This is a genomic window from Cupriavidus pauculus, assembly GCF_022179805.1.
Classification (GTDB): Bacteria; Pseudomonadota; Gammaproteobacteria; order Burkholderiales; family Burkholderiaceae; genus Cupriavidus; species Cupriavidus pauculus_E.
Genome location: NZ_BPUO01000003.1, coordinates 377,749 through 402,922, shown reverse-complemented (window position 1 = coordinate 402,922; position 25,174 = coordinate 377,749). Strand labels below are relative to the sequence as shown.

Annotated in this window: 22 protein-coding genes; 12 read left to right on the top strand and 10 right to left on the bottom strand. The window is 61.7% G+C overall.

Annotated features, from left to right (window positions below; genetic code table 11):
* Positions 1–42: 42 nt before the first annotated feature.
* From flgG to flgL, 6 genes are all read left to right on the top strand, one after another.
* Positions 43–828 (top strand): flagellar basal-body rod protein FlgG, encoded by a 786-nt coding sequence (gene flgG / locus MFF62_RS08005; protein ID WP_238261913.1) that lies wholly within the window; start codon positions 43–45, stop codon positions 826–828.
* Between the two features lie 8 nt (positions 829–836).
* Positions 837–1,541, top strand: coding sequence for a flagellar basal body L-ring protein FlgH (gene flgH / locus MFF62_RS08000; protein ID WP_238261911.1), 705 nt, complete (start codon positions 837–839; stop codon positions 1,539–1,541).
* A gap of 7 nt (positions 1,542–1,548) precedes the next feature.
* On the top strand, positions 1,549–2,733 hold the full coding sequence (locus tag MFF62_RS07995; protein ID WP_238261908.1) for a flagellar basal body P-ring protein FlgI: 1,185 nt from the start codon (positions 1,549–1,551) through the stop codon (positions 2,731–2,733).
* Positions 2,733–3,755 (top strand): flagellar assembly peptidoglycan hydrolase FlgJ, encoded by a 1,023-nt coding sequence (gene flgJ, locus MFF62_RS07990; protein ID WP_238261907.1) that lies wholly within the window; start codon positions 2,733–2,735, stop codon positions 3,753–3,755. Before MFF62_RS07995 ends, flgJ begins: the two co-directional genes overlap by 1 nt.
* A 268-nt stretch (positions 3,756–4,023) precedes the next feature.
* Entirely contained in the window at positions 4,024–5,943 is a 1,920-nt protein-coding gene (gene flgK, locus MFF62_RS07985; RefSeq protein ID WP_238261904.1) for a flagellar hook-associated protein FlgK, read from the top strand.
* A 42-nt stretch (positions 5,944–5,985) separates the two neighbouring features.
* Positions 5,986–7,221: a flagellar hook-associated protein FlgL gene (flgL, locus tag MFF62_RS07980; protein ID WP_238261903.1), complete on the top strand. Its 1,236-nt coding sequence runs from the start codon at positions 5,986–5,988 to the stop codon at positions 7,219–7,221.
* A gap of 204 nt (positions 7,222–7,425) precedes the next feature.
* Here flgL and MFF62_RS07975 read toward each other — a convergent pair whose 3' ends face one another.
* Positions 7,426–7,944: a 3'-5' exonuclease family protein gene (locus MFF62_RS07975; RefSeq protein ID WP_238261901.1), complete on the bottom strand. Its 519-nt coding sequence runs from the start codon at positions 7,942–7,944 to the stop codon at positions 7,426–7,428.
* Positions 7,945–7,956: 12 nt separating this feature from the next.
* Positions 7,957–8,244 (bottom strand): hypothetical protein, encoded by a 288-nt coding sequence (locus tag MFF62_RS07970; protein ID WP_238261900.1) that lies wholly within the window; start codon positions 8,242–8,244, stop codon positions 7,957–7,959.
* Between the two features lie 316 nt (positions 8,245–8,560).
* On the opposite strand from MFF62_RS07970, the gene MFF62_RS07965 reads away from it, so the two are divergent.
* Positions 8,561–8,863, top strand: a complete 303-nt coding sequence (locus MFF62_RS07965) for a helix-turn-helix domain-containing protein (RefSeq protein WP_238261898.1) — start codon at positions 8,561–8,563, stop codon at positions 8,861–8,863.
* A 454-nt stretch (positions 8,864–9,317) separates the two neighbouring features.
* Here MFF62_RS07965 and MFF62_RS07960 read toward each other — a convergent pair whose 3' ends face one another.
* Together MFF62_RS07960 and MFF62_RS07955 are read right to left on the bottom strand one after the other, a co-directional pair.
* Positions 9,318–10,790 carry a DUF1254 domain-containing protein gene (locus MFF62_RS07960; protein WP_238261896.1) on the bottom strand — a complete coding sequence of 491 codons (1,473 nt, stop codon included), beginning with the start codon at positions 10,788–10,790 and terminating at the stop codon, positions 9,318–9,320.
* Between the two features lie 67 nt (positions 10,791–10,857).
* A complete protein-coding gene (locus tag MFF62_RS07955) occupies positions 10,858–12,165 on the bottom strand; it encodes a DUF1214 domain-containing protein (protein WP_238261894.1) in 1,308 nt (435 codons plus the stop codon).
* Between the two features lie 642 nt (positions 12,166–12,807).
* Here MFF62_RS07955 and MFF62_RS07950 point away from each other — a divergent pair.
* The gene (locus tag MFF62_RS07950; RefSeq protein WP_238261892.1) at positions 12,808–13,275 is read left to right on the top strand and encodes an acid phosphatase; all 468 of its coding nucleotides are present in this window, start codon (positions 12,808–12,810) and stop codon (positions 13,273–13,275) included.
* A 511-nt stretch (positions 13,276–13,786) separates the two neighbouring features.
* Here MFF62_RS07950 and MFF62_RS07945 read toward each other — a convergent pair.
* A complete protein-coding gene (locus MFF62_RS07945) occupies positions 13,787–17,503 on the bottom strand; it encodes an autotransporter outer membrane beta-barrel domain-containing protein (protein WP_238261891.1) in 3,717 nt (1,238 codons plus the stop codon).
* 97 nt (positions 17,504–17,600) lie between these two features.
* Entirely contained in the window at positions 17,601–18,194 is a 594-nt protein-coding gene (locus tag MFF62_RS07940; protein ID WP_238261889.1) for a hypothetical protein, read from the bottom strand.
* A gap of 303 nt (positions 18,195–18,497) precedes the next feature.
* Here MFF62_RS07940 and MFF62_RS07935 point away from each other — a divergent pair, with 303 nt between their 5' ends.
* Positions 18,498–19,175, top strand: a complete 678-nt coding sequence (locus MFF62_RS07935) for an HD-GYP domain-containing protein (protein ID WP_238261887.1) — start codon at positions 18,498–18,500, stop codon at positions 19,173–19,175.
* A 202-nt stretch (positions 19,176–19,377) separates the two neighbouring features.
* Here MFF62_RS07935 and MFF62_RS30765 read toward each other — a convergent pair whose 3' ends face one another.
* From MFF62_RS30765 to MFF62_RS07925, 3 genes are all read right to left on the bottom strand, one after another.
* Complete coding sequence (locus tag MFF62_RS30765) at positions 19,378–19,509, bottom strand: hypothetical protein (protein WP_283205322.1); 132 nt, start codon at positions 19,507–19,509, stop codon at positions 19,378–19,380.
* Between the two features lie 21 nt (positions 19,510–19,530).
* Positions 19,531–20,157 (bottom strand): tyrosine-type recombinase/integrase, encoded by a 627-nt coding sequence (locus MFF62_RS07930; protein WP_238261885.1) that lies wholly within the window; start codon positions 20,155–20,157, stop codon positions 19,531–19,533.
* A gap of 369 nt (positions 20,158–20,526) precedes the next feature.
* Complete coding sequence (locus MFF62_RS07925; RefSeq protein ID WP_238261883.1) at positions 20,527–21,705, bottom strand: porin; 1,179 nt, start codon at positions 21,703–21,705, stop codon at positions 20,527–20,529.
* Positions 21,706–22,220: 515 nt separating this feature from the next.
* Between MFF62_RS07925 and MFF62_RS07920 the strand changes: the two genes are divergently transcribed.
* The 3 genes from MFF62_RS07920 to MFF62_RS07910 all read left to right on the top strand — a co-directional run bounded on the left by MFF62_RS07920 (position 22,221) and on the right by MFF62_RS07910 (position 24,931).
* A complete protein-coding gene (locus tag MFF62_RS07920; protein WP_238261881.1) occupies positions 22,221–23,309 on the top strand; it encodes an MBL fold metallo-hydrolase in 1,089 nt (362 codons plus the stop codon).
* Positions 23,310–23,375: 66 nt separating this feature from the next.
* Complete coding sequence (locus MFF62_RS07915; protein WP_238261879.1) at positions 23,376–23,831, top strand: hypothetical protein; 456 nt, start codon at positions 23,376–23,378, stop codon at positions 23,829–23,831.
* The gene (locus MFF62_RS07910) at positions 23,786–24,931 is read left to right on the top strand and encodes an acyl-CoA dehydrogenase family protein (RefSeq protein WP_238261877.1); all 1,146 of its coding nucleotides are present in this window, start codon (positions 23,786–23,788) and stop codon (positions 24,929–24,931) included. Before MFF62_RS07915 ends, MFF62_RS07910 begins: the two co-directional genes overlap by 46 nt.
* Here the strand turns inward: MFF62_RS07910 and MFF62_RS07905 are convergent.
* Positions 24,909–25,073 (bottom strand): hypothetical protein, encoded by a 165-nt coding sequence (locus MFF62_RS07905; RefSeq protein WP_238261876.1) that lies wholly within the window; start codon positions 25,071–25,073, stop codon positions 24,909–24,911. The genes MFF62_RS07910 and MFF62_RS07905 overlap by 23 nt on opposite strands.
* Positions 25,074–25,174: the final 101 nt, after the last annotated feature.

Below are 25,174 nucleotides of genomic sequence, written 5' to 3'. Positions count from 1 at the left end.
ATCGATCGCACGCACAACGAATTTTCGAACCAGGACAACTCCATGATTCGCTCTCTCTGGATCGCCAAGACCGGCCTCGATGCGCAGCAGACGCAGATGGACGTGATCTCGAACAACCTGGCCAACGTGTCGACCACGGGCTTCAAGCGCAGCCGCGCGGTGTTCGAGGAACTGATGTACCAGACGATCCGCCAGCCTGGCGCGCTGTCGTCGGACCAGACCGTGCTGCCGTCGGGCATGCAGCTGGGTACCGGCGTGCGCCCCGTGGCCACGGAACGCATCCATACGCAAGGCAACCCGACGCAGACGGGCAACTCGCGCGACGTGGCCATCATCGGCCAGGGCTTCTTCCAGGTGACGATGCCCGACGGCACCACCTCGTACACGCGTGACGGCTCGTTCCAGGTGGATCCGAACGGCCAGCTCGTGACGTCGAGCGGCTTCGTGCTGAACCCGGCCATCACGCTGCCGGCCAACTACACGTCGGTGAACGTGGCACGCGACGGCACGGTGACCGTGATGCAGCCGGGCTCGACCAACGCCGCCACCGTCGGCCAGATCCAGCTCGCCACGTTCCCGAACCCGGCCGGCCTGGAAAGCCTGGGCGAGAACCTGTACGTGCAGACCGATGCCTCGGGCGCGCCGAACACCTCGGTGCCTGGCCTGAACGGCGCCGGCACGCTGCAGAACAACTACGTCGAAGCGTCGAACGTGAACGTGGTGGAAGAACTGGTCAGCATGATCCAGACCCAGCGCGCTTACGAAATCAACAGCAAGGCGGTGCAGACGTCCGACCAGATGCTGCAGCGCCTGAGCCAGATGGGTTAAGGACGGGAATGATCATGGCCGCCACGCAGTATCGCATCGGTGCAATCGTCGTTCGTGTCATCGTCGGCCTGGCCGCGCTGGCAAGCGGCGGCTGCGCCATGATGCCCAAGGAGCCGCTGGTGCAGATGCCCACCACCGCACGCGCCGAGCCGCGCGCGATGGGCCCTGCAACGGGCTCGATCTACGCATCCTCGTACGCGGGTAATCCGCTGTTCGAGGATCGGCGGCCGCGTAACGTTGGCGACATTCTCACCATCGTGATCAGTGAGAACGTCAACGCGAGCAAGAACTCCGCCACCAACGCCAACCGCACCGGCAGCACCACGCTGGCGTTCAATGCGGTGCCGCGTGCGCTGGCCGGATTGTTCGGCACCAGCCAGAACGCCGACGTGAACGGCACCAATTCGTTGAAGGCCGGCGGCGGCGCCACCGCTGCCAACACCTTCAACGGCACCATCACCGTCACGGTGCTGGAGGTGCTGCCGAACGGCAACCTGGTGGTGTCCGGCGAAAAGCAGATGGCCATCAACCAGGGCGCGGAGTTCATTCGCTTCTCTGGCGTGGTCAATCCGCGCACGATTACCGGCGACAACGCAGTGCCGTCCACCCAGGTGGCGGATGCGCGCATCGAATACACCGCAAAGGGGTATATCGACGAGGCGCAGAACATGGGCTGGCTGCAGCGCTTCTTCCTCAATGTCTTACCGTTCTGATCCCGCCATGTTTCTGCCTCCGATGCCTTTCCAAAAGCCAGGCTCGTTTTTTGGCACCCCGCCCGGCCGCATTTCCCGCTCAGGTCGCGCGGTATCTTTTGCCTGCCTGCTGCTCCTGCTCGTACTGGGCCTGGGCGCGGGCGCCGCGCATGCGGAACGCCTGAAGAACCTGGCCACGTTCCAGGGCGTGCGCGACAACCCGCTGGTGGGCTACGGCCTGGTCGTCGGCCTGGACAACACCGGCGACCAGACCATGCAGACGCCGTTCACCACGCAGAGCTTGAGCAACATGCTGTCGCAGCTTGGAATCACGCTGCCGGCCGGCAAGAACATGCAGCTCAAGAACGTGGCCGCCGTGATGGTGACCGCCTCGCTGCCGGCCTACGCCCAGCCGGGCAGCCAGATGGACGTGGTGGTCTCGTCGATGGGTAACGCCAAGAGCCTGCGCGGCGGCACGCTGCTGATGACGCCGCTCAAGGGCGCCGACGGCCAGGTGTACGCCATCGCGCAGGGCAACATGCTGGTGGGCGGCGCGGGTGCGTCGGCCAACGGCAGCAAGGTCCAGATCAACCAGCTCGCCGTGGGCCGCATCGCCAACGGCGCCATCGTCGAGCGCGCGGTGCCGTCGTTCCAGCCCGAAGGCGGCTACATGAACCTGGAGCTGAAGGACACCGATTTCGGCACCGCCGAGCGCGTGGTCGAAGCGATCAACCGCAATCTTGGCCCGGGCACTGCCGCCGCCATGGACGGCCGCGTGGTGCAGGTACGCACGCCGCAGACGCCGACGGCTCGCGTGGGCTTCATGGCCCGCGTGGAGAACATCGACGTCACGCCGGCCAAGGCCGCTGCCAAGGTCATCCTGAACGCCCGTACCGGGTCGATCGTGATGAACCAGACCGTGACCGTGGAAGACTGCGCGATTGCGCACGGCAACCTGTCGGTGGTGATCAACACCCAGCCGGTGATCAGCCAGCCGGCGCCGTTCAGCCAGGGCCAGACCGTGGTGGCGCCGGTGTCGCAGATCGACCTGAAGCGCGACGGTGGATCACTGCAGATCGTGAAGGCAGGCGCATCGCTGGCCGCCGTGGTCAAAGGCCTGAACGCGCTCGGCGCCACGCCGGCCGACCTGCAGACCATCCTGGAAGCCATGCGTGCCGCTGGCGCGCTGCGCGCCGAACTGGAGATCATCTGATGGCGGCGGGTACCACGCTTGGCGCGCAGGCCGATGTATCGCAGCGTTTCGCCCTGGACACCCAGGGGTTCGAAGCGCTGAAGAACCAGGCCCGCGCGGGCAACAACTCCACGACGCTGCAGGCAGCCGCCAAGCAGTTCGAGGCGGTGTTCACGCAGATGGTGCTCAAGAGCATGCGCGACGCCACGCCATCGGACGGACTCTTCGACAACGAGCAGACCAAGCTCTACATGTCGATGATGGACCAGCAGATGTCGCAGCAGCTGTCGTCGCGCGGCATCGGCCTGGCCGATGTGATGATCCGCCAGCTGGCGCGCGCCACGGGCACGCAACTGCCGGCCGGCATGAACGCGGCCGGTGGCATCACTGGCGCCAGCGCACGTGACGCGCAGATGGCGCAGATGCTGGACAGCCGCGGTGCTACCGATGCCGATGGCCCACCTCCCGTGGGCACGACGCTGCCGGGCGGCGCATGGAACCCGACCGCAGGCGTACGCCAGTACCAGAATCAGGCCGACTGGCAAGGCAATGGCCAGAACCAGCTGGGCCAGTTGCCGGACGATTCGCCCGAGCACATCAGCAACTTCGTCAACCGCCTGGCCGAACCCGCCATGGCCGCATCGCGCGCTTCGGGCGTGCCTGCCAAGCTGATCGTGGGCCAGGCCGCGCTGGAGTCGGGCTGGGGTCGCCGCGAGATCCGCAATCCCGATGGCACGACGTCCTTCAACGTGTTCGGCATCAAGGCCGGCGCCAACTGGAAGGGCCCGACCACCGAGATCCTGACCACCGAATACGTGGACGGCCAGCCGCAGAAGGTACGCGCGAAGTTCCGGGCCTATGGCTCGTATGACGAAGCCTGCCGTGACTACGCCAACCTGATCACCAACAACCCGCGCTACGCCGGCGTGGTGAGCGCCTCGAACGCCGAGGAAGCCGCCCACGGGCTGCAGCGGGCAGGGTATGCCACGGATCCGGCGTATGGCGAGAAGCTGGTACGGATCATGAAGAAGGTGTCGGCATAGTTTTTGCCGTTTGATTTGGTGTTCTCCCCTCTGCCGCGTCGCGGGAGAGGGGAGAACACCCTACAGATTTCACCCCACGCGCGACCGCCAACCGTCGCGCTGTTCGGCTTTGTGATGAGGCTTTTCATGAAAGTGCATGCTCACAATCTGGATGCATTCGTGGCCATTGCGGCGCTAAAGTCGTGCCCCCTTCACGCCGATAACCAACACATCCACCGCCGTCGGCCGTTTGCCGCTGGCCAGCCATTCGATCCGGAGTCAGACGAACATGTCTCTGTTTAATATTGGTCTTTCGGGCCTGAACGTTGCCCAGAACGGGCTTACCACGGTCGGCCACAACTTCAGCAACGCGGCCACCGTTGGCTATACGCGCCAGAACACGATCATCGCGTCGGCTGGCGGCCAGGCTACCGGCGCAGGCTTCTACGGCCAGGGCTCGAACACCATCACCGTGCAGCGCGTGTACGACGGCTTCCTGACCGGCCAGTTGCGCGGTGCCACGTCGGCAAGCTTCGACCTGTCGACGTACGCGGACCAGATTCGCCAGGTCGACAACCTGCTGGCCGACGAGAAGGGCGGCCTGGCACCGTTGATGCAGAAGTTCTTCGCGGCCGTGCAGGCTGTGTCCGATACGCCGGCTGACCCGGCCACGCGCCAGGGCATGATCTCCGCCACGCAGGCGCTGGCGGGCCAGATCAAGTCGTCGAGCGACTACTTCAAGCAACTGCAGGACGGCATCAACACGCAGCTGACGTCGACGGTGACGCAAGTCAACGACTACACCAAGCAGATCGCCAGCCTGAACAAGGAAATCTCGCGCATGACCGCCGCGTCGGGCGGCCACGCGCCGAACGACCTGCTGGACCAGCGCGACCAGGCAGTGAGCAAGCTGACCGAACTGGTTGGCGCCAAGGTGGTGGTGCAGGACGGCGGCACGTACAACGTGTTCGTCGGCAACGGCCAGCCGCTGGTGATGGGCTCCGATTCGTACGACATCAAGGCCGTGCCATCGTCGGCCGATCCGAGCCGTACCACCATCGCCTACACGCTGCCGAACGGCAACTCGATCGAAGCCGAGGAAAGCACGCTGACCGGCGGTTCGATCGGTGGCCTGCTGCGCTTCCGCTCGGAATCCCTCGATACGGCGCAGAACGCCATTGGCCGCCTGTCGCTGGCCATCGGCCAGACCGTCAACGCCCAGCACAAGCTCGGTATCGACCTGAACGGCGCAATCGGCGGCGACGTATTCGCGCTGGGTACGGCTACCGTGTTCAAGAACGACAAGAACACCTCGGCCGCCATTGCCACCGCAACCATCGACAACGCCGGCAGCCTGACCACCAGCGACTACACGCTGAAGTTCGACGGCACCAACTACAACCTGATTCGCCAGTCGGACAACAAGGTTGTGGGTTCCCAGGCGGCCGGTTCGGCCACGTTCCCGATGTCGCTGACGGCCGATGGCTTCACGGTCAGCGTCAACGTGGCGATGAACGCCAACGATTCGTTCGAGATCCAGCCCACGCGCAATGCCGCCGCCGGCTTCAACTCGCTGATCACCGACCCTGCCAAGATCGCGGCATCGTCGCCGGCTCGCGCCGATGCCAGCACGCAGAACACCGGTACGGTCAAGGCTTCGATGTCCAACGTGTCGTCGCCGTTCACGCTGCTGACCGGCCCGCTGACGGTGAAGTACAACTCGGCAACGTCGGCGTATGTGTTCTCGGACGCAGCCGGCACGCCGCTGGCACCGCAGCCGGCCCCGACGACCACGGCCAACGGCGTGGACTTCACGATCGGCGGCATGACGTTCAGCTTCAACGGGACGCCGCAGAATGGCGATACGTTCACGCTGTCGAACAACACGGGCGCGGTGTCGGACAACGGCAACATGCTCAAGCTGGCCAAGCTGCAGACCGCCAAGACCATCAACGGCACGTCGAGCTTCAACGACGCGTACGCGCAGCTGGTCAACGACGTGGGCAGCAAGGCCAAGTCGACCGATATCGCATCGACGTCGCAGGACAGCATCACGAACCAGATCTACACGGCCCAGCAATCGGTGTCGGGCGTGAACATGGACGAGGAAACCGTGAACCTGCTGAAGTTCCAGCAGTTGTACCAGGCCAATGCCAAGGTCATCCAGGCGGCCAGCACGATCTTCGACACGCTGGTCAGCATCGCCTGATTGCAGACCCCCTGATACCACCGGACAAGAAGGAATCACGCCATGCGCGTAGCAACCTCCACCCTGTATCACCAGGGCCTGAACTCGATGAACAACCAGCAGTCGAGCCTGCTGCACGTGCAGCAGCAGCTCGCCACGGGCCGTCGCGTGCTGACGCCGTCGGACGACCCCGTCGCCGCCACGCGCGCGCTGGGCGTGTCGCAGTCGCTCGCCGTGAACGGCCAGTACACCAAGTCGCGCGAGCAGGCCAACGCATCGCTGGGCCTGACCGAAAACACGCTGTCGACGGTGACTACCACGCTGCAGAACATCAAGACGCTGCTGGTGAACGCCGGTAACGGCACGCTGAGCGACAACGACCGCGCATCGCTGGCAACGGCCCTGCAAGGCCAGTACGACCAGCTCGTGGGCCTGGCAAACGCCGACGACGGCAACGGCAACTACCTGTTCGCGGGCCTGAAGTCCGGCTCGGCACCGTTCGCGGCCAACGCCGCGGGCAACATCACCTACCTGGGCGACACCGGACACCAGCTGCTGCAGGTGGACGTGGCCCGCCAGATGGAAGCGGGCAACAACGGCGCCGAGGTCTTCCAGTCGGTGACCGCCAACGCCGGCTACGTGATCAAGGGCAACACCGCCAACGCTGGCACGGGCGTGTTCAGCGCGATCTCGGTAACTGACCCGACCAACCCGCTGTACGGCCATTCGCTGAAGGTGACGTTCCAGACCGACGCGGTTTCCGGCAACAAGCAGTACGTGATCAACGACCAGACCACCGGCAACCCGGTGGGCACCGCGACGGACTACGTCGACGGCGGCGCCATCAACGTGGCAGGCGTGTCGTTCTCGATCAAGGGCACCCCGGCCGACGCCGATTCGTTCACCGTGCAACCGGCCCAGCAGGCGGGCGCCGACATGTTCGCCAACCTGAAGGACGTGATCACCGCGCTGCGCCAGCCGATCAACTCGGGCACGTCGCAGGCCGCGGCCCAGGCCAACCTGCAGAACGTGATCGCCACGGGCCTGCGCCAGAACAACAACTCGCTGGACAACGTGCTGACCGTGCGTTCGTCGGTCGGTTCGCGCATGAACGAACTCGACGCGCTGGACACCATCGGCGAGAACCGCGACCTGAGCAGCGCCAAGTCGCTGTCCGACCTGACCGAACTGGACTACGCCTCGGCCATCACCGAGTACTACCAGCGCCAGACTGCACTGCAGGGCGCGCAGCAATCGTTCATGCAGATCCAGCAAATGAACCTGTTCAGGTTCCTTTGATTGCAGTGAGGCGGCATGGGAATGCCGCTGTGACTGAACAAAAAAGTCCGAGAAATCGTGACATTAAAATCTGAGAACCTTGGCCTGGAAAGCTTGGTTTGCTTTGTCTGGCTTGGTTCTCAGACTTTTTTGTCACTACACGCATTACTTTGCGTTTCGGGTAGCTGAGACTTGGGCTGCACCGTATAAGTATCCTCAAAGATACTAGAAAGCGCAGGCGTAGGCATTTGCCCGGGCGTCATGCAGCGCGTGATGTTCGCCGCCGTTTTTTCGAAAGTATGCCGCCCGGCGTGCTGCGTTGAGCCGCCCGCGGATACTCTCGAACGCCCAATGATGGGGCAACTGACCATCGAGTAGAAATTGCAGCATGACGAGGTCCACGGCATGGTCGTAGCAGATCACAGGCTTGAATTTGGGCGGGATGGCTGCAACCCACTCACGCAGTTCCTGTCTTAGGCTGCTTACAGCCATCGCCCTGCCGTCGATTTGACCGAATTGCGGGAGCACAATCGCTCGAACGAAGTCACTACAGCACTCCGGATTAAAATCCGTGCGCTCACCGTAGAACTCAATCCCGCTCTCCCCAACGAGAGCGATGCTGAGCAATTCAGGGTCCTGAAAGTCGCTGAATTCTGTGTCAATAAAGTAGCGGTTGCCCCACCCATAGTGGCTCTCGGGCGACATTGACCAGTTCATCGCATCATGAAATCGCGTATCAGTCATCGCATTCGCGCACTAGGTTTGCGGGGCCTGCCAGACGCGCCGACCCCGCGCATAGCGCGTTGCAAAGCCGTGCGGTACTGAAAATTCTCGGCCGGCCGTTGTCGTGAAATAGGTGGCGGTTAAGAATGCCTCGTGGGCTTCGCTGTATTCACTTACGCCGACTCGTATCTCCCGCAACGGATCCAAATACCAGTTCTCACACTGACGGGCGCCACCGGTGCTTACCACTGCGGCGCCGCGCAACACCTCTGTGCCATCAAGGAACTGTTGTAAGGAGACGGCGCCGCGGTTGAGATCCATCCAAACGATTCGTGGTAAGCCCCGAGCTCGTTTCTTCGACACTCGGAGAACCAGTAAGTCGCCGGGGGTCCATTGCTCCATTACTGCCCACACACCTGCACCGTCGCCGGCCAACGCCGACGGAAGCGGCAACCGATTTTCATCCTGAATCAGAAACATATGCCTTAAAACGAATAGGCCACTTTTTTAAGGGGGCTTCCTAGAGCACCCTCGCCAAAGTAGCCGTCATCCGGTGACCATCACGTATTGAACACTATAGATTGTAGCCCTATAGTGTTCATCGAAGCGAGATTGTGGGATTTGCGCTGCTCTTCCCATGACGCTGAGACAGAATTTTGGTAGTGCGCTGCGCACTGTGAGGCGATTTCGTAAAGTTCCGCAAGAGGCGCTAGATGTGGTCTCCAGTCGGACGTATGTCAGCAGCCTGGAGCGGGGACTGAAAAGCCCGACACTCGACAAGATCGACTCCATTGCCGATGCTCTTAACGTACATCCGCTTACGTTGGTAGCGCTTGCCTATTTGAGAACTCGTTCGCAGACTGAGCAGCAGAGCATCCTTGCGAACGTTGAATCGCAACTCCGGGAACTACGGGAGTTTGAAAGTAATACGCGAGATTGAACTATCGTTCCAACAACGTACAGCGCATGAGTTGTGCGGCAATGGAGGTCTTGGGCTGATAACTCTTCAGCCTATGGTTGCACATTCCACAGGCTTCACGGTATGAAGTGCAGCCCGTACTTCAGTTCTCCCTTAGACCGTTACCGACCCTGAACTGCCATTTAATCGCGGGATGCTCTTTGGCTGTACCCAAGAACAAGCAGTCATTCGTCGGCTAGCCACTGAAAGAGTGTTGATACGTGAAAGTATCCGCAGATCTTTGTCGGCCTTGGGTTGCCCACACCGAACTACCGAGAACTGCCGGCAGCTATGCCTTGATGCCAACAATAAATCGAGGGGAGCCGGACACCCGTGAAGCCATTGCACAGAATCGCTTCAGTCGGGCAGCGATCTTACCTGTGACCGTCCAGGAGATCGCCCCCGAGCCTGCTCCCGCTCCGGTGCAACGGCTGCGCTAGTTCATCTGTTCTGCCGGCGGCGGCACCCAGCGCCCTTCCAGGATGTTCGCCTTGGGCCAATAAGCGCGGATATACAAAGAGAACTCGTCGACCGGCGTCGGAACCCAGTTGCTCTCCTTGTCCTTGCCTGGCGACTGGTGCTGGAAGTACAGCGTCAATGATCCATCGGCATTTTTCTTCAAATCCTTGCTCTTGGTGCCTAAAGAGAAGCGGTTGAGGGCATTGGGCTCGAACAGGTGCTCCTTGTTGTAGACCGTGAGTGACCAGAAGCCGTTGACCGGTGGCGTTTGCCCGGCGGCGAAGGTCACGCTGTAGCGCTTGCTGCCATGAAGTCGCTGGCCTGTCTTGTCAACGTCGGTGTAGATGTAGCGGGTTTCCTCCGGCGCGTTGTCATACATGTTGGAGCGCGCCGTGGCGGCGCGTGAAAGGTAGTCGTACCCCCAACGCGCGCCATTCGATGGTGAGTTCCAGCCGTTGCCAATGGGCCGCCCGTTGTTGCGGAACTCGAAGAGCGGCTTGATGAGCCCTTCTTCAGCGGCCACGGCCGTCTCCACGAGCACTGTCTTAAGGTCCGGATTCCTAGCGGCCGCATCCAATACCGACCGGATGGTCGAGTACACGGCCTCCTCACCTGGCAGCGGTGGTACCTCACTCATTACGACGGGCAGTTCGTCCCAGAACTTCTCTGGCACGACCCACTTGGTCTCTCCCGCGCCTTGGCCCGGTGGCGCAGGAAAGGATGGCGTGGTGCTCCAGTCTTTCGTCTTCATCTTGCCGGTGTACTCCAATAACGGATAGACCATTACCTGGCTCAGGGCCGCCTGAATCGCGTGTTTGTCCTGCGGCGTGTCGTCTTGAAAGATGCGCGGCAATACCGTCGCCAGATCGGTGGGCGAACGAATAACTGCCTGTACACCTTTGGGCACCTCTCCCTTCCAGTCGGGCCCCACCAGCAGGTAGAGGCCTGGCTTGGTGCCGTACTGCCTACCCAGCTTGCCAAAGGAATTTGTTCGCGCGTCCGAGAGTTGGTAGACCCAAAAGCGCTTGCCGAAGTCGGGCACCTGCACGATGACTGGCTTGCTGTTCAGTCGCTGGAAGCCCGCGCCATATACAGTGTCCTGGTTCGGGCAAGTGACGAATCTCTCTGCGGCGTCGATGTAGTCGGTGAGCATGGACACATAGCCCGGCGGCGACACCGGGACGATGCCCCCGATACGGCCCGGCTCGGGCAAGTCCTTCATGGCGAGGGAGCGATTCAGGTTGTTGACCAGTGGCCAGCCCCAGATGTAGGCCATCCGTCCAACCGTTGCCACGTACTCCTTACTCATCACGGTACCCGCAGGCGTACCCGCAATGCCAGAGGATGGAGTCGGCTTGCTTTCCGGAATCTGCGCATAGGCTGTACTTCCGATAGCAAGGACAGTCATCAGGGCCAGATGGCAGGTCGAGAAGGACTTCCTGGATTTCATACGTCATGCCTCCCGGGTGAACGTTGAAGTCTGCGGGCATTTCCCATCCGGACAGCGGTGCGGCGTCCTAGTTTTTCATGAGCGGCGGCGGAAAGTACGCCTTCTCTGCGACCGCACCCTGCGGGCGATAGTAACGGAAGGTCAGACTGTAGCGTTGTCCCTTGGGCGTCGGCAGCCAGTTGCCTTCTGGTGCATCCTTCGGCAACGCATCGGCAAAATACAAGGTCAGCGAGCCATCCGAGCCGTACTGCAGCTTCGATTCCTTGTTGATCAGGTAGCGTTTCAGCGGATTGGGTAGCACCTGCCTGTTAACCGAATCGACCGCGATTACCGACCAGAAGTAGGTCGCGTACCGCGCGGGCAACTGGTCCTTGGTGAAATGCAGCGTATAGGCATGGTCCCCCGACAGCGGCGCGCCGACGGCGTCAACAAAGGCTTTAAAATAGATGACCTCTTCGGGCGTGTTGGCCCAGATGCCGCCATAGTTGATCAGCGTACGTACCAGCCAGTCATCGCCATAGACGCCGGAGGTCGAAGGCAGCGCCCAGTTATTCCTCACGGTGCCGTGACCGAGATTGGGCAGCGCTTTCTTGATATCGGCAAATGCCTTGGTGCGGATCACCTGGTCAACGCGCTGGCGCTCGGCCGGTTCCTTGACCGCCATGGCAATAGCGCGCGCATTCTTCTGCAATGCTTGCATGCCCGGATTGATGTCGGCCTCGCTTTCGAGCGCGAGTTCGGCGGAATCGAAGGCCTCGGCGCCAGGCAAATTATCCATATCGAACATCGGGATTTCCGGCACCGTGGGGAGCACCGGCTTACCCGTGGGGCGGAGCTTGAACTGCCTTTGCAGCGCCACGGCCTTTTTCCAGTCGGCACCAAGCTCAACGCGCGATAACACGCGCATGGTCTTTACCGGCACATCCACGCGCTGCGTTCCGCGTGGGAGCTTCACTGCGCTTCCTTTCAGGCAGACAGCGAAATCCCCGCTCGGATGTCGCGGGAATACGCGCTCATTGATGTTGGCCGCGGTTTCACCCCAGCCGTTGAGGAACTGCACCGTGTAGTAGCGGCCCGTGATCTTCGGCACAGAGACAAGCAGGCAACTCTTTTCATCTACGGCAACCCAGGCCTCGGAATAGGCGACATCGAGATTGGGATTCGGCCACTGGACATCGCCGGGCTCCCGGTGGATCAACTTGTTCCACTGAAAACCACCCTTAAAGTCGAGTTGCTGTTGCCGCAGGACCAACAGACGGGAAAGCAGATAGATATACGTGTCCGTGATTTCCTGATCGCCGAGCCGTGCAGGCTGAGCCTGCGCTACAGGCACCAGCGTCAAGGCGGCAATGATCGCGGCAAGCATTCGTCTCATGAAAAATTCCTCGCTAGGAATATCAAATTATTTGCGGCGACTGCGCCAACTCGCGGCGCAGTCACCCGCTTGTTTGCACTGTGCCGTCTCACTCGTCCGAGTCGAAAGAGTAGCATGCATTTCACGAATTGGAGCTCTCCGATCGTGGCAGGGAACCCTCTCGAAAAGAGAGGGGATTCAATGCAGGGCGATCCGATATACAAGCGGGGGAGAGCCGACTCCAGGCATTGGAGCGGTCCGACTCGACATCTGTATCGGCTGACATTCATGAATTGCATTCGCCTGATTTCTGTTTTGCCCGCCATTGTGCTTGTGGCCTGTTCGGGCCCAGCGGCCACGCATAGTGCTAGTCCTGTTCCGGAATTTCGTCCGGGTATCCCGGCCGGCTATTTGTCTCGTGACGCATTGCCTGACAGCCTCGCGCTCTTGCCCCCGCCGCCTGCCTCAGGATCGGTAGCACTAGCGGCAGACGAGGAGGCGTACCGGTCGGGCCGGAACTTCAAAGGCGCACCGCGTTGGGACCAGGCGATCGCTGACAGCAACTTGCGCTTTCCGGCCGCAGCGGGGGCGTTTGTGTGCGCCCTGGGCGCTTCAGTCAGTGAGAAGGCCACGCCGCGGCTATATCTGCTGCTGCGAAGGAGCATGATTGACGCTGGTCTTGCCACTTATGCTGCTAAAAACCACTGGGGGCGTGTCCGGCCCTTCGTCGCGAACAAGGAGGCGAGCTGCACGCCAGATGAAGAGGGCGCCTTGGCCAAGGAAGGCTCCTATCCGTCCGGCCACGCGGCCATTGGGTGGACATGGGCTCTCCTGTTGGTCGAACTGGCTCCCGCCCGTACGGACTTGCTCCTCGATCGAGGCCGGGATTTTGCACAGAGTCGGTCGGTTTGCGGCGTGCATTGGCAAAGCGATATCCAGGCAGGACAATCGATCGCCGCAGGCGTGGTCGCACGCCTCCATGCGGATGCCACATTTCAAGCTGATTTGCAGGCTGCAAGACACGAGTTGGTCGAGGCGGCCGAAACCCGGCCGGTGCTGGAGAAAGGCTGTAGCGCCGACACGAAAGCAGCGGCAAGAATCATCAAAAGTGACAAGCTCGGCGAAAAATGAGCCTGAACAATGAAGCCCTTCAAGCGGCCTACCTAGGCGAGGTCGCAGGCCAGCGCTTCTTCCTTGTTCTGGCAGAGCAGTTTGAAGAAAGTGCGGCCGCGCTACACTGCTTGGTCGCCTTGAGAACCATATCGGCAAGCGCATGGCCCGTTTGCTGCAACGACGAGGCCTACCCACGAGAAATGCAGAGGCTGCAGCGCTTCAGGCGGAGAAACATGCGCGGACTTGGCGGACGCTCGATTGGCATCAGGCGCCTGCGCGTATGGCGATCCGGAGATCCGCCCTGCCGAGGTCAGCGGGCAGGAACCGACCCTACTCAGCCATTCGCGGCCCTTCAAAGTTATGACTTCTCTTGGAGGTAAAGCGGCCAACGAAGAATAGCCCTCGCTGCAAGTCACCATCGCTGGCCACTCTATTTCTCGATGCGTCTTTATCAGCGATCCGATGCTCGCCTCGGGGGGAGCGACGTCGTCTAGAACTCGATTGCCATTTCGACCGGAGGAAAATTTCGTCACCATGTGTACTTGACACCGACCCGCCCAATAAGCGCGTGATAGGACTGGGAGCCCCATTGCCAGCCAACGTTGCTCCATCCTGTCCAGCCGCGACCTCCCTGCAAATCGAAGCCGAGTTTCACTTCGTATCGGTTGCTCGGATACAGGTCGCCCATGGCAACGCTGTTGAGCGCGATTTGGTTATTCACGGAGTCATGCCACCAGTTCAAGGTGACGTATGGCTGGTAGCGGTAGCCCTTGCCATCGATCCAGGTGCGATGCATTCGCACACCCAGGCGGGTGATGACGCCATCCGAATCGGCACCGCCCACTTGCGTGCCGGTCGGTTCGTTGAACGTCCCCTGGTACCCGTGAACATAAATGATCTGCCCCTGCGGTTCTATCACCCAGTCACGTGTGAAACTGGGTAGCCATGCGTAGCCTGCCTCCGCCGATAGCGCAAGAACCTTCGAGCTATAGCTGGCGGAGGGCAGAAGCTCTCCATTGACGTGATTCGTGAACCAGCCGAACTGCGCCCACAGGTCGGCGTACCAGCCGAGGCGCGATTTATCGTTCTGAAACCATGTCCCATAGACGCCGATGTTCACGCCTTGCACGTCGCTGTCCGCTTTGAAGGGATTTCCGGTGGCTCGGCCAGTGCTCGATCCCCAGTTATAGCCGAGCATGCCGCCCACGTGCAGTCGGTCGTCTCCGCGAAAGACTGACCACTGCGCCACGTCGGTGCCCAACTGCAGCATCCATGCCGTGCTTTGCACGTCGAAGGTGCCACTACTCGTGCGGGAGCCGATGTCCTTGCCCACTAGGCGTACCCAGCCGGAGCCGCGGCGCTGATCGTCGTTCTCGAACGTCTGCTGTTCCGTCCATTGTGGCTCGCCGAGTCGATCATGAAGGCTGTGCACAAGGAAACCGGCGGCGAGCCGCAGGTTGGCTAGGTATGCACCTACCTCTGGCCGAAACAGCGGAACGATGACATTGGGATTCGGGGCTGGCGGAACCGGAGGCGTGGGCGGTGCGGCTTGCTCCGAACGCAAGTACCACGCATCAGAATTCGAACCATCTACGCTGCCGCGGAATAGCCGATACTCATATGGGCCGGCCACGGCCCGGCCCGATAGCGCAAAAGAGCCTGCTGTAGTCGTTGCACCGTTCACGGCGTCCACCACCATGATGCCGTTTGCCTGCGTCACCGCTCCCGCGCCCCCCGCATTGGTGATTCGTAGGCCCGTCAGGCCACTGGCCACTCCACCATCCATGACGAGCTTGTCCGAAGGTGAATTGTCTGCCGCAAGCACGGTGTTGAGTCCGATCAATGCGCCATTGGTACCGGTGTAGTTGCTCACCGTAAGCGTCTTGAACGCGCCGGCAAGCGGTGAGGAGAAAAGAATTCGACTCGCATCATTGGTAAGGTTCGTGAGGTTCGAACTTCCTGTCATGTCCCACTCGGAGCCATTGCGCAAGGTGACATTCGATGTGCTGCCTGAGACTGTTAAGGCGGAGCCGCTCAACGTGGAGCCAGACGCATCGACGGTAGCGAGTCCGGGTAAAGCAAGCGGCTTCTTGACAAGCGACGATGTACCCGTTGCCGAAATCGACAGCAGGGCTGGAGGTGTCGAGGGATCATCTCCGGGCGCCACGGACTCTGGCCTGCCAACGGGGTCCTCCGCTCCCGGCAGGCTCGGGAAATCAGCGGCCGTGCCAACCCTTAGCCATTCACCACTGCCTGATACCCTTGAGTTGGCCAGCGTGACCGTCGCCGAACCAGCCAACGCGATGGTGGGCCCACTGCGATTGGTCAGCGTAGACGATGTGAAATCTGCCGCCGTAGGAGCGAGATCGCCGGCGACGAAAAGGGCGGCGGCATTGGCGTTTGTCGCGGTAACAGTAGCACTCGTTCCGCTGATCCGTCCGCCATCCTGAGCGAGGCCACCATGCGCCGAGATTCCCCCGGTGGTCACGGTAGCGTTATTCAGCAGAACTAAGCTCTGCTCGCCGAGTGCGAACATGCCATGCGCTGCCGCGCCTTCCGTCGTCACCGTGCTGCCTTGCAGGGCTTCGACTTTCCCCTTAAGGATGGCACGCAAGCCAACCGCGCCAGTGTCATGGGTGAGCACAGTCGTGTTTTCGCCTAGCGTGACCGTTGCGGGGATGGCAAGCGATGTTTGGGCTTGTGCCTGGGCACCGTGAGCAATTTCACCGAAGGTCTCAATTCTTGATGCATTGGCGACGACGATGGCCTGGCCTGGTTTGGTGGGGTCCACACCGGCATAGACACCGATAGCGTTGCGTCCATCGGTCACCACCGACGTTCGATTTATGAAGACACTTCCTCCATCATCTGCAGCCACACCAATGGCTTCGCCCCCATGCGTGTGGATAATGAGATCGTTGGTGACCAGTCGCGCATTCGGGGTATTGGCCGCGATGCCTTTGACCCGCTGGGCGCGCTCGGTCGTGCCGAACGTCTCGACCGTGCCGCCATTGATTGTCGCCAGGCCGTCGCCCCCGACATATACCCCAGGCGCGTTCGCGTTGCCGTTGCTGCGGATCGCGACATTGTTGGTGGTCACCGTCGAGTTCACGCCGCTGACCGCGAGCGTGGGTACCTGGCCGCTGCCTACCAAGGTGCCGCCGTTGATGGTCACGCTGGCGCCATCGCCGGCGGCGACTGCATTGGCGATGAGCGTAGTGACCGTGGAATTCGTCAGACTGACGGTCGCTCTGCCGTTTGCCCAAACGCCGCGGTAAGTCGCAGAACTAATCGAGCTATCCGAGATGGTGGCGCTGCCCGCGTTCTCCACGAAAACACCGGTCGAGCCACTGCCGCCTATTGCCGTGATGATCGCGTCCGATACAGTCGCCGATGAGCCGGCATCGGAGACGTAGAGTCCGTGAGACTGATTGTTGACGCCCCCGCTCAGACTGGTGCTTGCCCCACTGATCGCCAACGTTCCTCCCGACACCGCGGCGGCAGCGGCCGATGGTCCGTTTGTGGCATTTCCTGCGCCCGTTGCAGCAAGCGTACTGCTTATCAGTGTCACCGTGCCGCCCAGTTCAGCGCGTGCTGCGTCGGAGAACGTCGATGCAGCGGTAACATTCACACCGGTGGCAAAGATGCTGCTGCCGGCTCCGCTTGCCATCAATCCATGATTAAAGTTTCTGCCACTGCCAACGCCCCCGATATTGACAGTGCTATTCGTCAGCGTGATCGCGCCACCAGCCTCTGCCCGGACGGCGGTCAAGGAGACCCCCGCAGCAGGGCGCATGTTGATCACTACGGCATCCGCGAAGATCGAGCTTCCGCTTCCGCTTGCGCGTAGTCCGATCTGACCATTTGCAAGCGCGGCTGTATTCGATGTGGTGTTGATCGCGCCGCCATTGAAGTTGATTCGGGCGCCGGAGTCGGCGTTTGCGCCAATGGCGTTGGCCACTGACAGACCCAGCGTGACGCTGTTGGCAGTGACATTGGCACCGGCGCCGCTGGCGGTCACGTCAACCGGATTTGCCACAGTACTGGTGATGGACGGCGCGCCCACAGTGCAAACATTCGTGGCGGAAACCTGGCCCGTACCGATCGTCGCGCATGTCTGTGCTTCCGCTTCCGCGGTCAAGCCCGCGACGGCAACACCGAGCACCAGACAGCAGGGTCTTGGAAGCCGCCCGGCCCCAGACGAGCGCCTGGTGTTCTTTACCGCTCTTTCGCGAACAGTCGTCATCGCGCTTCTCCTCCCTTTTGACGCGCTAGCAACAGCTTCATCGCACCGCGAAAACGGGAAGCTCAATCGCAATCCGCTTCGGTGTAACTCCAACGCGTTACTGCTTGCTGCTTACGGGGATGGGCAAGGAGACATCGGTGCGGTTAGCGGACCGGGAAAACGGAGAATCCGGATTGACGTAGTCGGTGATTACCTTGACCAGGATCTCGGTGGTGTCCCCAAACAGTGCGGTCTTCCCTTTCTCATCGAAGTAGCGGACGGTAATTGAACCGCGCGTTGTGTCGTACAGCGCGACGATGCGATGCTGGGCATTGGCAGGGTCCATCATCCTGCCGAGCAGATACGAGCGTCCATCGATCCGCAGAGGCAGCATTGGCGACGCGGTATCCATTAGACTGCCAGCGACGTCATCCGCAGGGCCATTGCGATTGTGCTCCAGCTTAGCTTTCACCCAATCTGGCACTTGCAATCTTCCATGCCGCAGGCTTAAGGAGAGGGCATGCCGGAAAGGCGGAGTAGTGGCATATACATCATCGAATAACGGGCATGCACGAGCATCCTTGCATTGACTGGCCATGTAGGCGCCTCGCGGTGGGCGATCTTCGGCGCGCTCCGCGCCGAGCGCTGCCGTCGTCGCGACGACGATCGAGCAGAAGGCGAATAGCGCGCCTTGAACGCCCTTTGCTGACATGGCAGCCTCCTCGGAATTTTTGTTTCTAGCCAGGGCGTTGGACGTGCTGGCATATGAACTCTTGAGGACTGAAGATCATTCAATCAAAGATCTATGGGATAGCGAAGTAAGTTTTCTAACATTCTCGTCTTCGAAATTTTCATATGCTTTTCGTGAAGACATGCCAGATCAGCCACTCCGCTGCGAATGCGCGATCACCTCGCTCTCCTACTATCAGCAATAGCAGTGTGTCGGATCCGCTTCCACAACAACAGCGTAAGCGGATCGGGTGCATCCTTGTTGGCTTGATAAGGGAGGTAGGTCGTGGATGCCGCTCATCGAATCCTCTTCAATCAAACCAGGTCTTTCTCGGCCAGCCTTCACAGGAATCTTGGTGAAGACCTCGACATCAAGACATACCGTATGGACGATATTGAGATCGTCCGCCATGGCTGTCGAACCGCGCGACTCGTCAAGGCCATGCTGCATTGTATGGAGCACGCTGGCGTTCATGCAGCGATATGTACTGGGCCGGATTCAATATCGATTGTGGCAGGTGCCAGATATCACGATATCGGTAAATTTTGCATTCCGCCGGAAATTCTTCATAAGTGCGAAAGACTTGACCTTGCAGAATATGAGGTAGTCAAACTTCACTCGGCAATAGGCAGCGCGATTGTGCGATGCGCGGAACGTGAAAATGAGCCGCTTTCGGCGCATCTGAGCATGATTAGAATGGCCGTTCTTCACCACCATGAACGTTGGGACGGCGGCGGCTACCCTCTAGGCATCAAGGGCAGCGAGATCCCACTTGTAGCGCGCTTGGTCACGTTAGCCGACACCTACGATGCACTGGTCAGTGCACGTCCCTACAAAGATGGCCTCGACGGGCGAGAGGCAATGCGGCGAATTCGTGACGAGTCTGGGGGGCAGTTCGATCCAGATCTAGTTTCTTGTTTCGAGGCTGCAGCGGAATTAGTGCGATCATGGGGACGCATATAGAAGCGCAACACTTACTTGTCGACGCCGTCGCCGAAGTCCGCTCTCGTTTGTGGCTCGGCCGCCTACGGCAGGAGGAGCCAGCGGCTTTGATTGGCCGAATCCGGAAGTCTGGCGGCCACCAGGCGTCACTGCCGGGCCGGACTTCCGTAGCCGACCCATCTCCGCCAGTCAGCGACTTCGCTTCGAGTGGCAGGGAACCGTCTCAGTGCGGTCGTTCGAAAGCAATCGAACCATAGCTCATGCGGGGGGCGGGTCCCAGCAATGCCGACACCACCAGGGCGACGCTGAATGCGGCAAAGGTCGTCGGCGTGGAGACGCCGAAATCATTGGCCATCGGCTCGCCGGCTAATCGCCCTTACACCTCCGTTTGTTCTGCCATTTCGAGGACGTCATCTACCTCTATGCCGAGGTAGCGAACAGTGCTCTCGAGTTTGGTATGGCCGAGCAACAATTGCACTGCCCGAAGGTTTTTCGTTCGACGATAAATCAATGAAGCCTTTGTGCGGCGCAGCGTGTGGGTGCCGTACGCCGTATCGTCGAGTCCGATGGAGGCGATCCATCTGTGGACCATGCGCGCATATTGGCGCGTAGAAATATGCGGCGACGCATGCAGTCGACTTGGGAACAGATAGTCGGCGAGAGTCAGTTCGCGGGCCTTGATCCAGGCTTCTACACTCTGACGAGTCTGCTCCGTGATTTCGAATCGCACCGGCCGTTGCGTCTTCTGTTGCGTGACCACCGCTCTCGACCCGACGTGGCTACCCTGACAGATGTCTCGAACGAGCAACCGGGTTAGGTCGCAAGCGCGCAGTTTGCTATCAATCGCGAGATTGAACATAGCAAGCTCGCGAATGTTCGATGCCATTTGCAACCTAGTACGGATTGCCCAGATTTCAGGAAGCTTCAACGGTGGCTTCTGTCCGGTAAGCTTGCCTTTGTTCCACGGCGTGCGGCCGCCGGCGTGACCATTCGACGTCTTCATGACGATCTCCTTCCAGTTGGAGGGAGATCCAGTGTGCGCGTCGGCCAGCGGTCGCTGACCGACCCTTAGCCGCCGTTCTAGCCTCGGTTCCGAAAGGCCGAAGTCTTCACCAAAGCGGTCTGTCCAACAGATACCGTGATGTCCACGATCTACAAATGGACTACCGCGATAATGCTGGCGCCGAAGCCGCACTCGACGGCCAGGCGCGTGGAGTTCGAGGGGAAGGTGCGCCGGTTGCGGACCGAAGGCTGTGCAGTACGTGACATACGGTTGAGTACCATGGCTTTTTGCAGGATCATTGAGATCTGAAATGCTATCGGAACACTGTCGCCGCAGCATACCGGCGGCGACCGTGTCATGTCGTGGGACTCAGAAGATATGACGGACACCAGCCATCACGCCGATCATGTTCTTCTGGCCTGGCGCCGAGGCATAGTTGAACAGGTAGCCGGTGAACGGGCCGTCGTTGGCAAGGCTGCCATTGTGCGCCCAAGCTGTGGTGAGGTAGATGTCGGTCCGCTTGCTGAAAGCGTAGTCCGCCACCAGGCTCACTTGCTGTGGGTTCGCCGGGTTGGTGGGGGCGGAAGTGTTGGTCAGGGCCAGCTGCTTGATGTTCGTGTAGAAGTAGGCGAGCTGGACGTCGAACGCCGGAGTGAAGCGGTAGGTCACGCCGCCGAACCAGTAATCGTCGCGCATGCCGGTGTTGCCGTTCGCGTAGGTCTGGTCGCCCCAGCGATAGCCGGCGGTGAACTTCAGCGGACCCGTGGTATAGCTGCCGGCCGCGGCAAGCTTGCGTACCTTGCCGGGGCTGCCCATGGAGACAGCGGGGTGCCACTCGTCGTAGCCGACACCAACCCCGATGTTCTCGCCCAGATACATCGCCGAAGCGCCCCAGGCCGTGTTGTCTTTCCAGGCCCCCGGCGTTTCACCGAGGCCGCCGCCGTAAAGAAGGCCGCCGCCGCTGAGCGACGTCAGCGCGGTCCCCGTCCCGAAAGAGTAGTGGGCTGCGACGGAAAGCGCCCCGAAGCTGCCCGTGTACTTGATGGTGTTGGCAGGCCGGTAGTTCACGCCCAGCCACCACACGCCCGGCTCGTAGGCCGGCGCGGCGCGGGTCGGGGAAAAGTTCAGCATGCCCTCAGCGAGGCTCGAGTACTGCTTGCCGAAGCCGATCTTGCCGTACTGGTTGGCCAGTGCGACGAACGCCTGCCGGTTAAAGATACCGGTATTGCCTGCGAATGCGCCCGTATCGGGCGTGAACTGGCTTTCCAGCACGAAAGATGCCGTCAGGCCGCCGCCGAGGTTCTCCACGCCGCGCAGGCCCCAGCGTGAGGCCGACAGGCCGCCGTTGCCATTCATGGCGACCCGCGAGCCAACGGGAGCAACGCCGCTTAGGGCGTTCGTCGGCGACAGGGCGCTCGGCGCGGAGGCGACCCGGTTGATGTACTCGATACCCGTGTCAATCACCCCATACAGCGTCACGCTCGTCTGGGCATTCGCCGCCCCTGCCGCTGCGCTGAGCGCTGCCAGGGCGATAAGCGATGTCTTCATGCTCGGAAGTCTCCTTTTTTCCTTTGGTCTCTGTCTTGTCGACGCAGGCTTGTGCCTGTCTAGGGCCGGCCGTGCGATACGCCAATTGGCGCTGCCCGTCAGTCAGGCCACCGGCGCGCTTTGACAGTAGAGACGGCGCGGTTGCCCTTCGCCTATCAAAAAGGGGGGGGAGGGGTGGGTGGCGGCGGACGCGAGGCCAGGTGTGTCGCCCCGATGTCGCCATGCACCGCGATGCCCACAGAATGGCGCGTCCCAAGTGCGCAGGGCTGAGGGATTTCACCAGTGTGTTAGCGGAACACAACAACAGACGCCCCGAATGCGGCGGGCATGATCAGGCACGAGACTTCCACCCCTGTCTGAAAGGGAGGGGCATGGCGACCGGCCCGCCGGCTACCTTTCATCGTAAGCACAGAAGGAGGGTGGCTGCGCACTACGTGAAGGCCACCGGCAATGTTCACCCCGAACCCATTCGGCCCCGCTGGTCGCCGAGATGGTTCTACTGCGGAAGTCCCCACATGTATCGCCCTGATTCCGAGCACTTCGGTCAGCCGGTCACCAGGCTGCACTATCCATGCGGCGACGCACCGGGGCCCGGCCAGGCCATCGAGATCGCGCCCGGCGTGCTGTGGATGCGCCTGTCACTGCCCAATGTGCTGAAGCACATCAATGTCTGGGCCATCGAGGACGGCGACGGCTGGGCGATCGTCGATACCGGCATGCTGTCGCCGGAAACCGCACAAGCGTGGGAAACGCTGCTGGCCGGCCCCCTCGGCGGGCGACCGGTCACGCGCGTGTTTGTCACGCACCAGCATCCGGACCACGTCGGCATGGCCGGTTGGCTTGCCGAGCGGTTCGGGTGCCGCCTGTGGATGACACGGCTGGAATACCTGCACAGCCTCGCCATGGTCGCGGAAGTCGGACAGGAAGCGCCGCCTGAAGGCCTTGCGTTCTATCGGCGCGCCGGCTGGGGCGAAGCGGCGCTTGCCGGCTACCGGAACCGCTTTGGCCGTGCGGGCAAGGTGGTCTCGCGTCTGCCGGGCAGCTTTCGCCGGATAGAAGATGGCGCAATCTTGCGCATCGGCACTCACGACTGGCAGGTGGTGATCGGGGAGGGTCATACGCCCGAGCATGCGTGCCTGTATTCACGCGACCTGCGTGTGATGATTGCCGGCGACCAGGTCCTGCCGCGCATCTCGTCCAATGTATCGGTGCACCCGATGGAGCCGGATGCCAATCCGCTTGCGGGCTGGCAGGCATCGCTCGCGCGCATCCGGGGCAGGGTGCCGGCTGAGGCGCTGGTGCTGCCAGCACACAATGAACCGTTCGAGGGGCTCCACGCGCGCATCGACCGTCTGGAACAGGCCCTGTGGCGGGGCGTCGCGCGGTTGCGCGAGGCACTGCGCGAACCACGGCGCGTTGTCGACCTGTTCGCCGTGCTGTTCGCCACTCCCGTGAAGGGCTGCGACGCGCTGCAGTACGCACTCGCCACAGGCGAAGCCATGGCCCACCTGAACTACCTGGATGCGCTCGGCGAGCTCGAGGTTCAGGTCGATGCGGACAGTGTGGCGTGGTACCGCGCCAGGCGCCCCGTAATGTCCGCCTGAGCCGTGTGCGGCAACAGCAACAGCGACAGCAACAGCAACAGCAACAGCAACAGCACGGAGGGTGGCATGACGCAGGACGCCGGCATCGCTGAGTACCTGGCCGCGGAGGCCGACGCCGATGGCGCATCGCCGGCGCTTCTGGCGTTGCGGCAATGGCGCGACCTGCTGCTGGAGCGGCTCGAACGGCTAGAGCGGGTCAAACGGCACGCGGCGCACGCCTTGATCCATGACCGGCACGGCCTGCTGCTGGAACTCGCCCGCTGTGCGCTGGACCTTCGCGAGGCGGCCGCCGTGCCGTGGGCGCGTGTATGCCACCCCCCTCCATTCACAGGAGGGGAAAGGGCGCTTCCGGCGCTCTATGCCGCGCCGGGCAAGCGTCCCGCACCGAGCCCGCCGGACCCTGTATTTCCTGCGGAATGCGCGGCCGTATCACCGCGCACCGCCACTGTACGACTGGACTTCAAACCATCACCGCCATGGCAGACATCAATACCGCACTTCTTACCGAGCAACAGATCCTGATCAACGATTCGGCGCGCCGGCTGGCCGCCGAACTGATCGCCCCCACGGCCGCGGCCCGTGACCGCGCATCCGCGTGGCCGCGCGACGAACTGAAAGTCCTTGGCGAACTCGGCTTCATGGGAATGCTGGTGCCCGAGGCTTATGGCGGCACCGGTGCTGGCCTGCTGGAATTTTGCCTGGCGCAGCATCAGTTCGCCTCGGTGGATGCCGGACTGGCCACCATCGTGCACGTGCACAACTTCGTCGCCGCGACCATCGCCGCACACGCTACCGAGGCGCAGAAGCAGCGCTACCTGCCCGCTATGGCGAGCGGGGAGTCGATCGGCGCCTTCCTGCTGAGCGAGCCGCATGCGGGGTCCGACACGGCTGCACTGCGGGCCGCCGCCGTGCGCGATGGTGATCACTATGTGCTAAATGGCGCGAAGCAGTTCATCTCGAACGGCAACGAAGCCGGTGTCGGCATCGCATTCGTACTGACGGACAAGACGGCCGGCAAGAAGGGCGCGAGCACGATCCTTGTCGATCCGAAGCAGCCCGGGTACGTGGTGACCCGCATCGAGGAAAAGCTTGGCCAGCACACCGCGCATACCGCGCAGATCGCGCTGGAAAACTACCGCGCTCCAGTGGGCGACCTTTTGGGCGCGGAAGGGCAGGGCTATCGCACGGTGATGAGTTCGTTGTCCGACGGCCGCATCGGCATTGCCTTCATTGCCGCCGGCGCAGCGCGCGGAGCACTGGAGGCCGCGACTACCTATGCCGCCGAGCGCGAGGCCTACGGTGCGCCGATCAACCAGCTGCAAGGTGTGGCATTCGACCTGGCCGATATGGCGACCCGCGTCGAGACCGCATTCCAGTACTGCCTGCACGCTGCGCGTCTGGCCGATGCCGGCGTCGATTGCACGCGTGAGGCGGCGATGGCCAAGATGTACGCGAGCGATATGGCCGAAGACGTCTGCTCGGACGCATTGCAGATCCATGGCGGCTATGGCTACCTCACGGATTTCCCGGTGGAGCGCTACCTGCGCGACGTGCGCGTGACCCGCATCTACGAGGGTACGAGTCATATCCAGAAGCTGATCATTGCGCGCAGCCTGGGCTGACCGGCGTGCAGGAGACGTAGCCGTAGTGCACCACGCTGTTGACCTGGCCATTGGCGTCGCTGTCCAGCCAGCGCGTGGTGACGGGCTGGTAGTGGAAGTAGTTCAGACGAGTGACGTGGGTGCTGCGGGAACCGGGTGGCACGGGCCTGGAAAGATAGGCAAAAAAGACTCCGGCAAGAAGCCGGAGCGTCAAGCAACGCGGAGATCAAGCGCGAAGACGGTCTTCGCTGGCTGGCTGGCCGG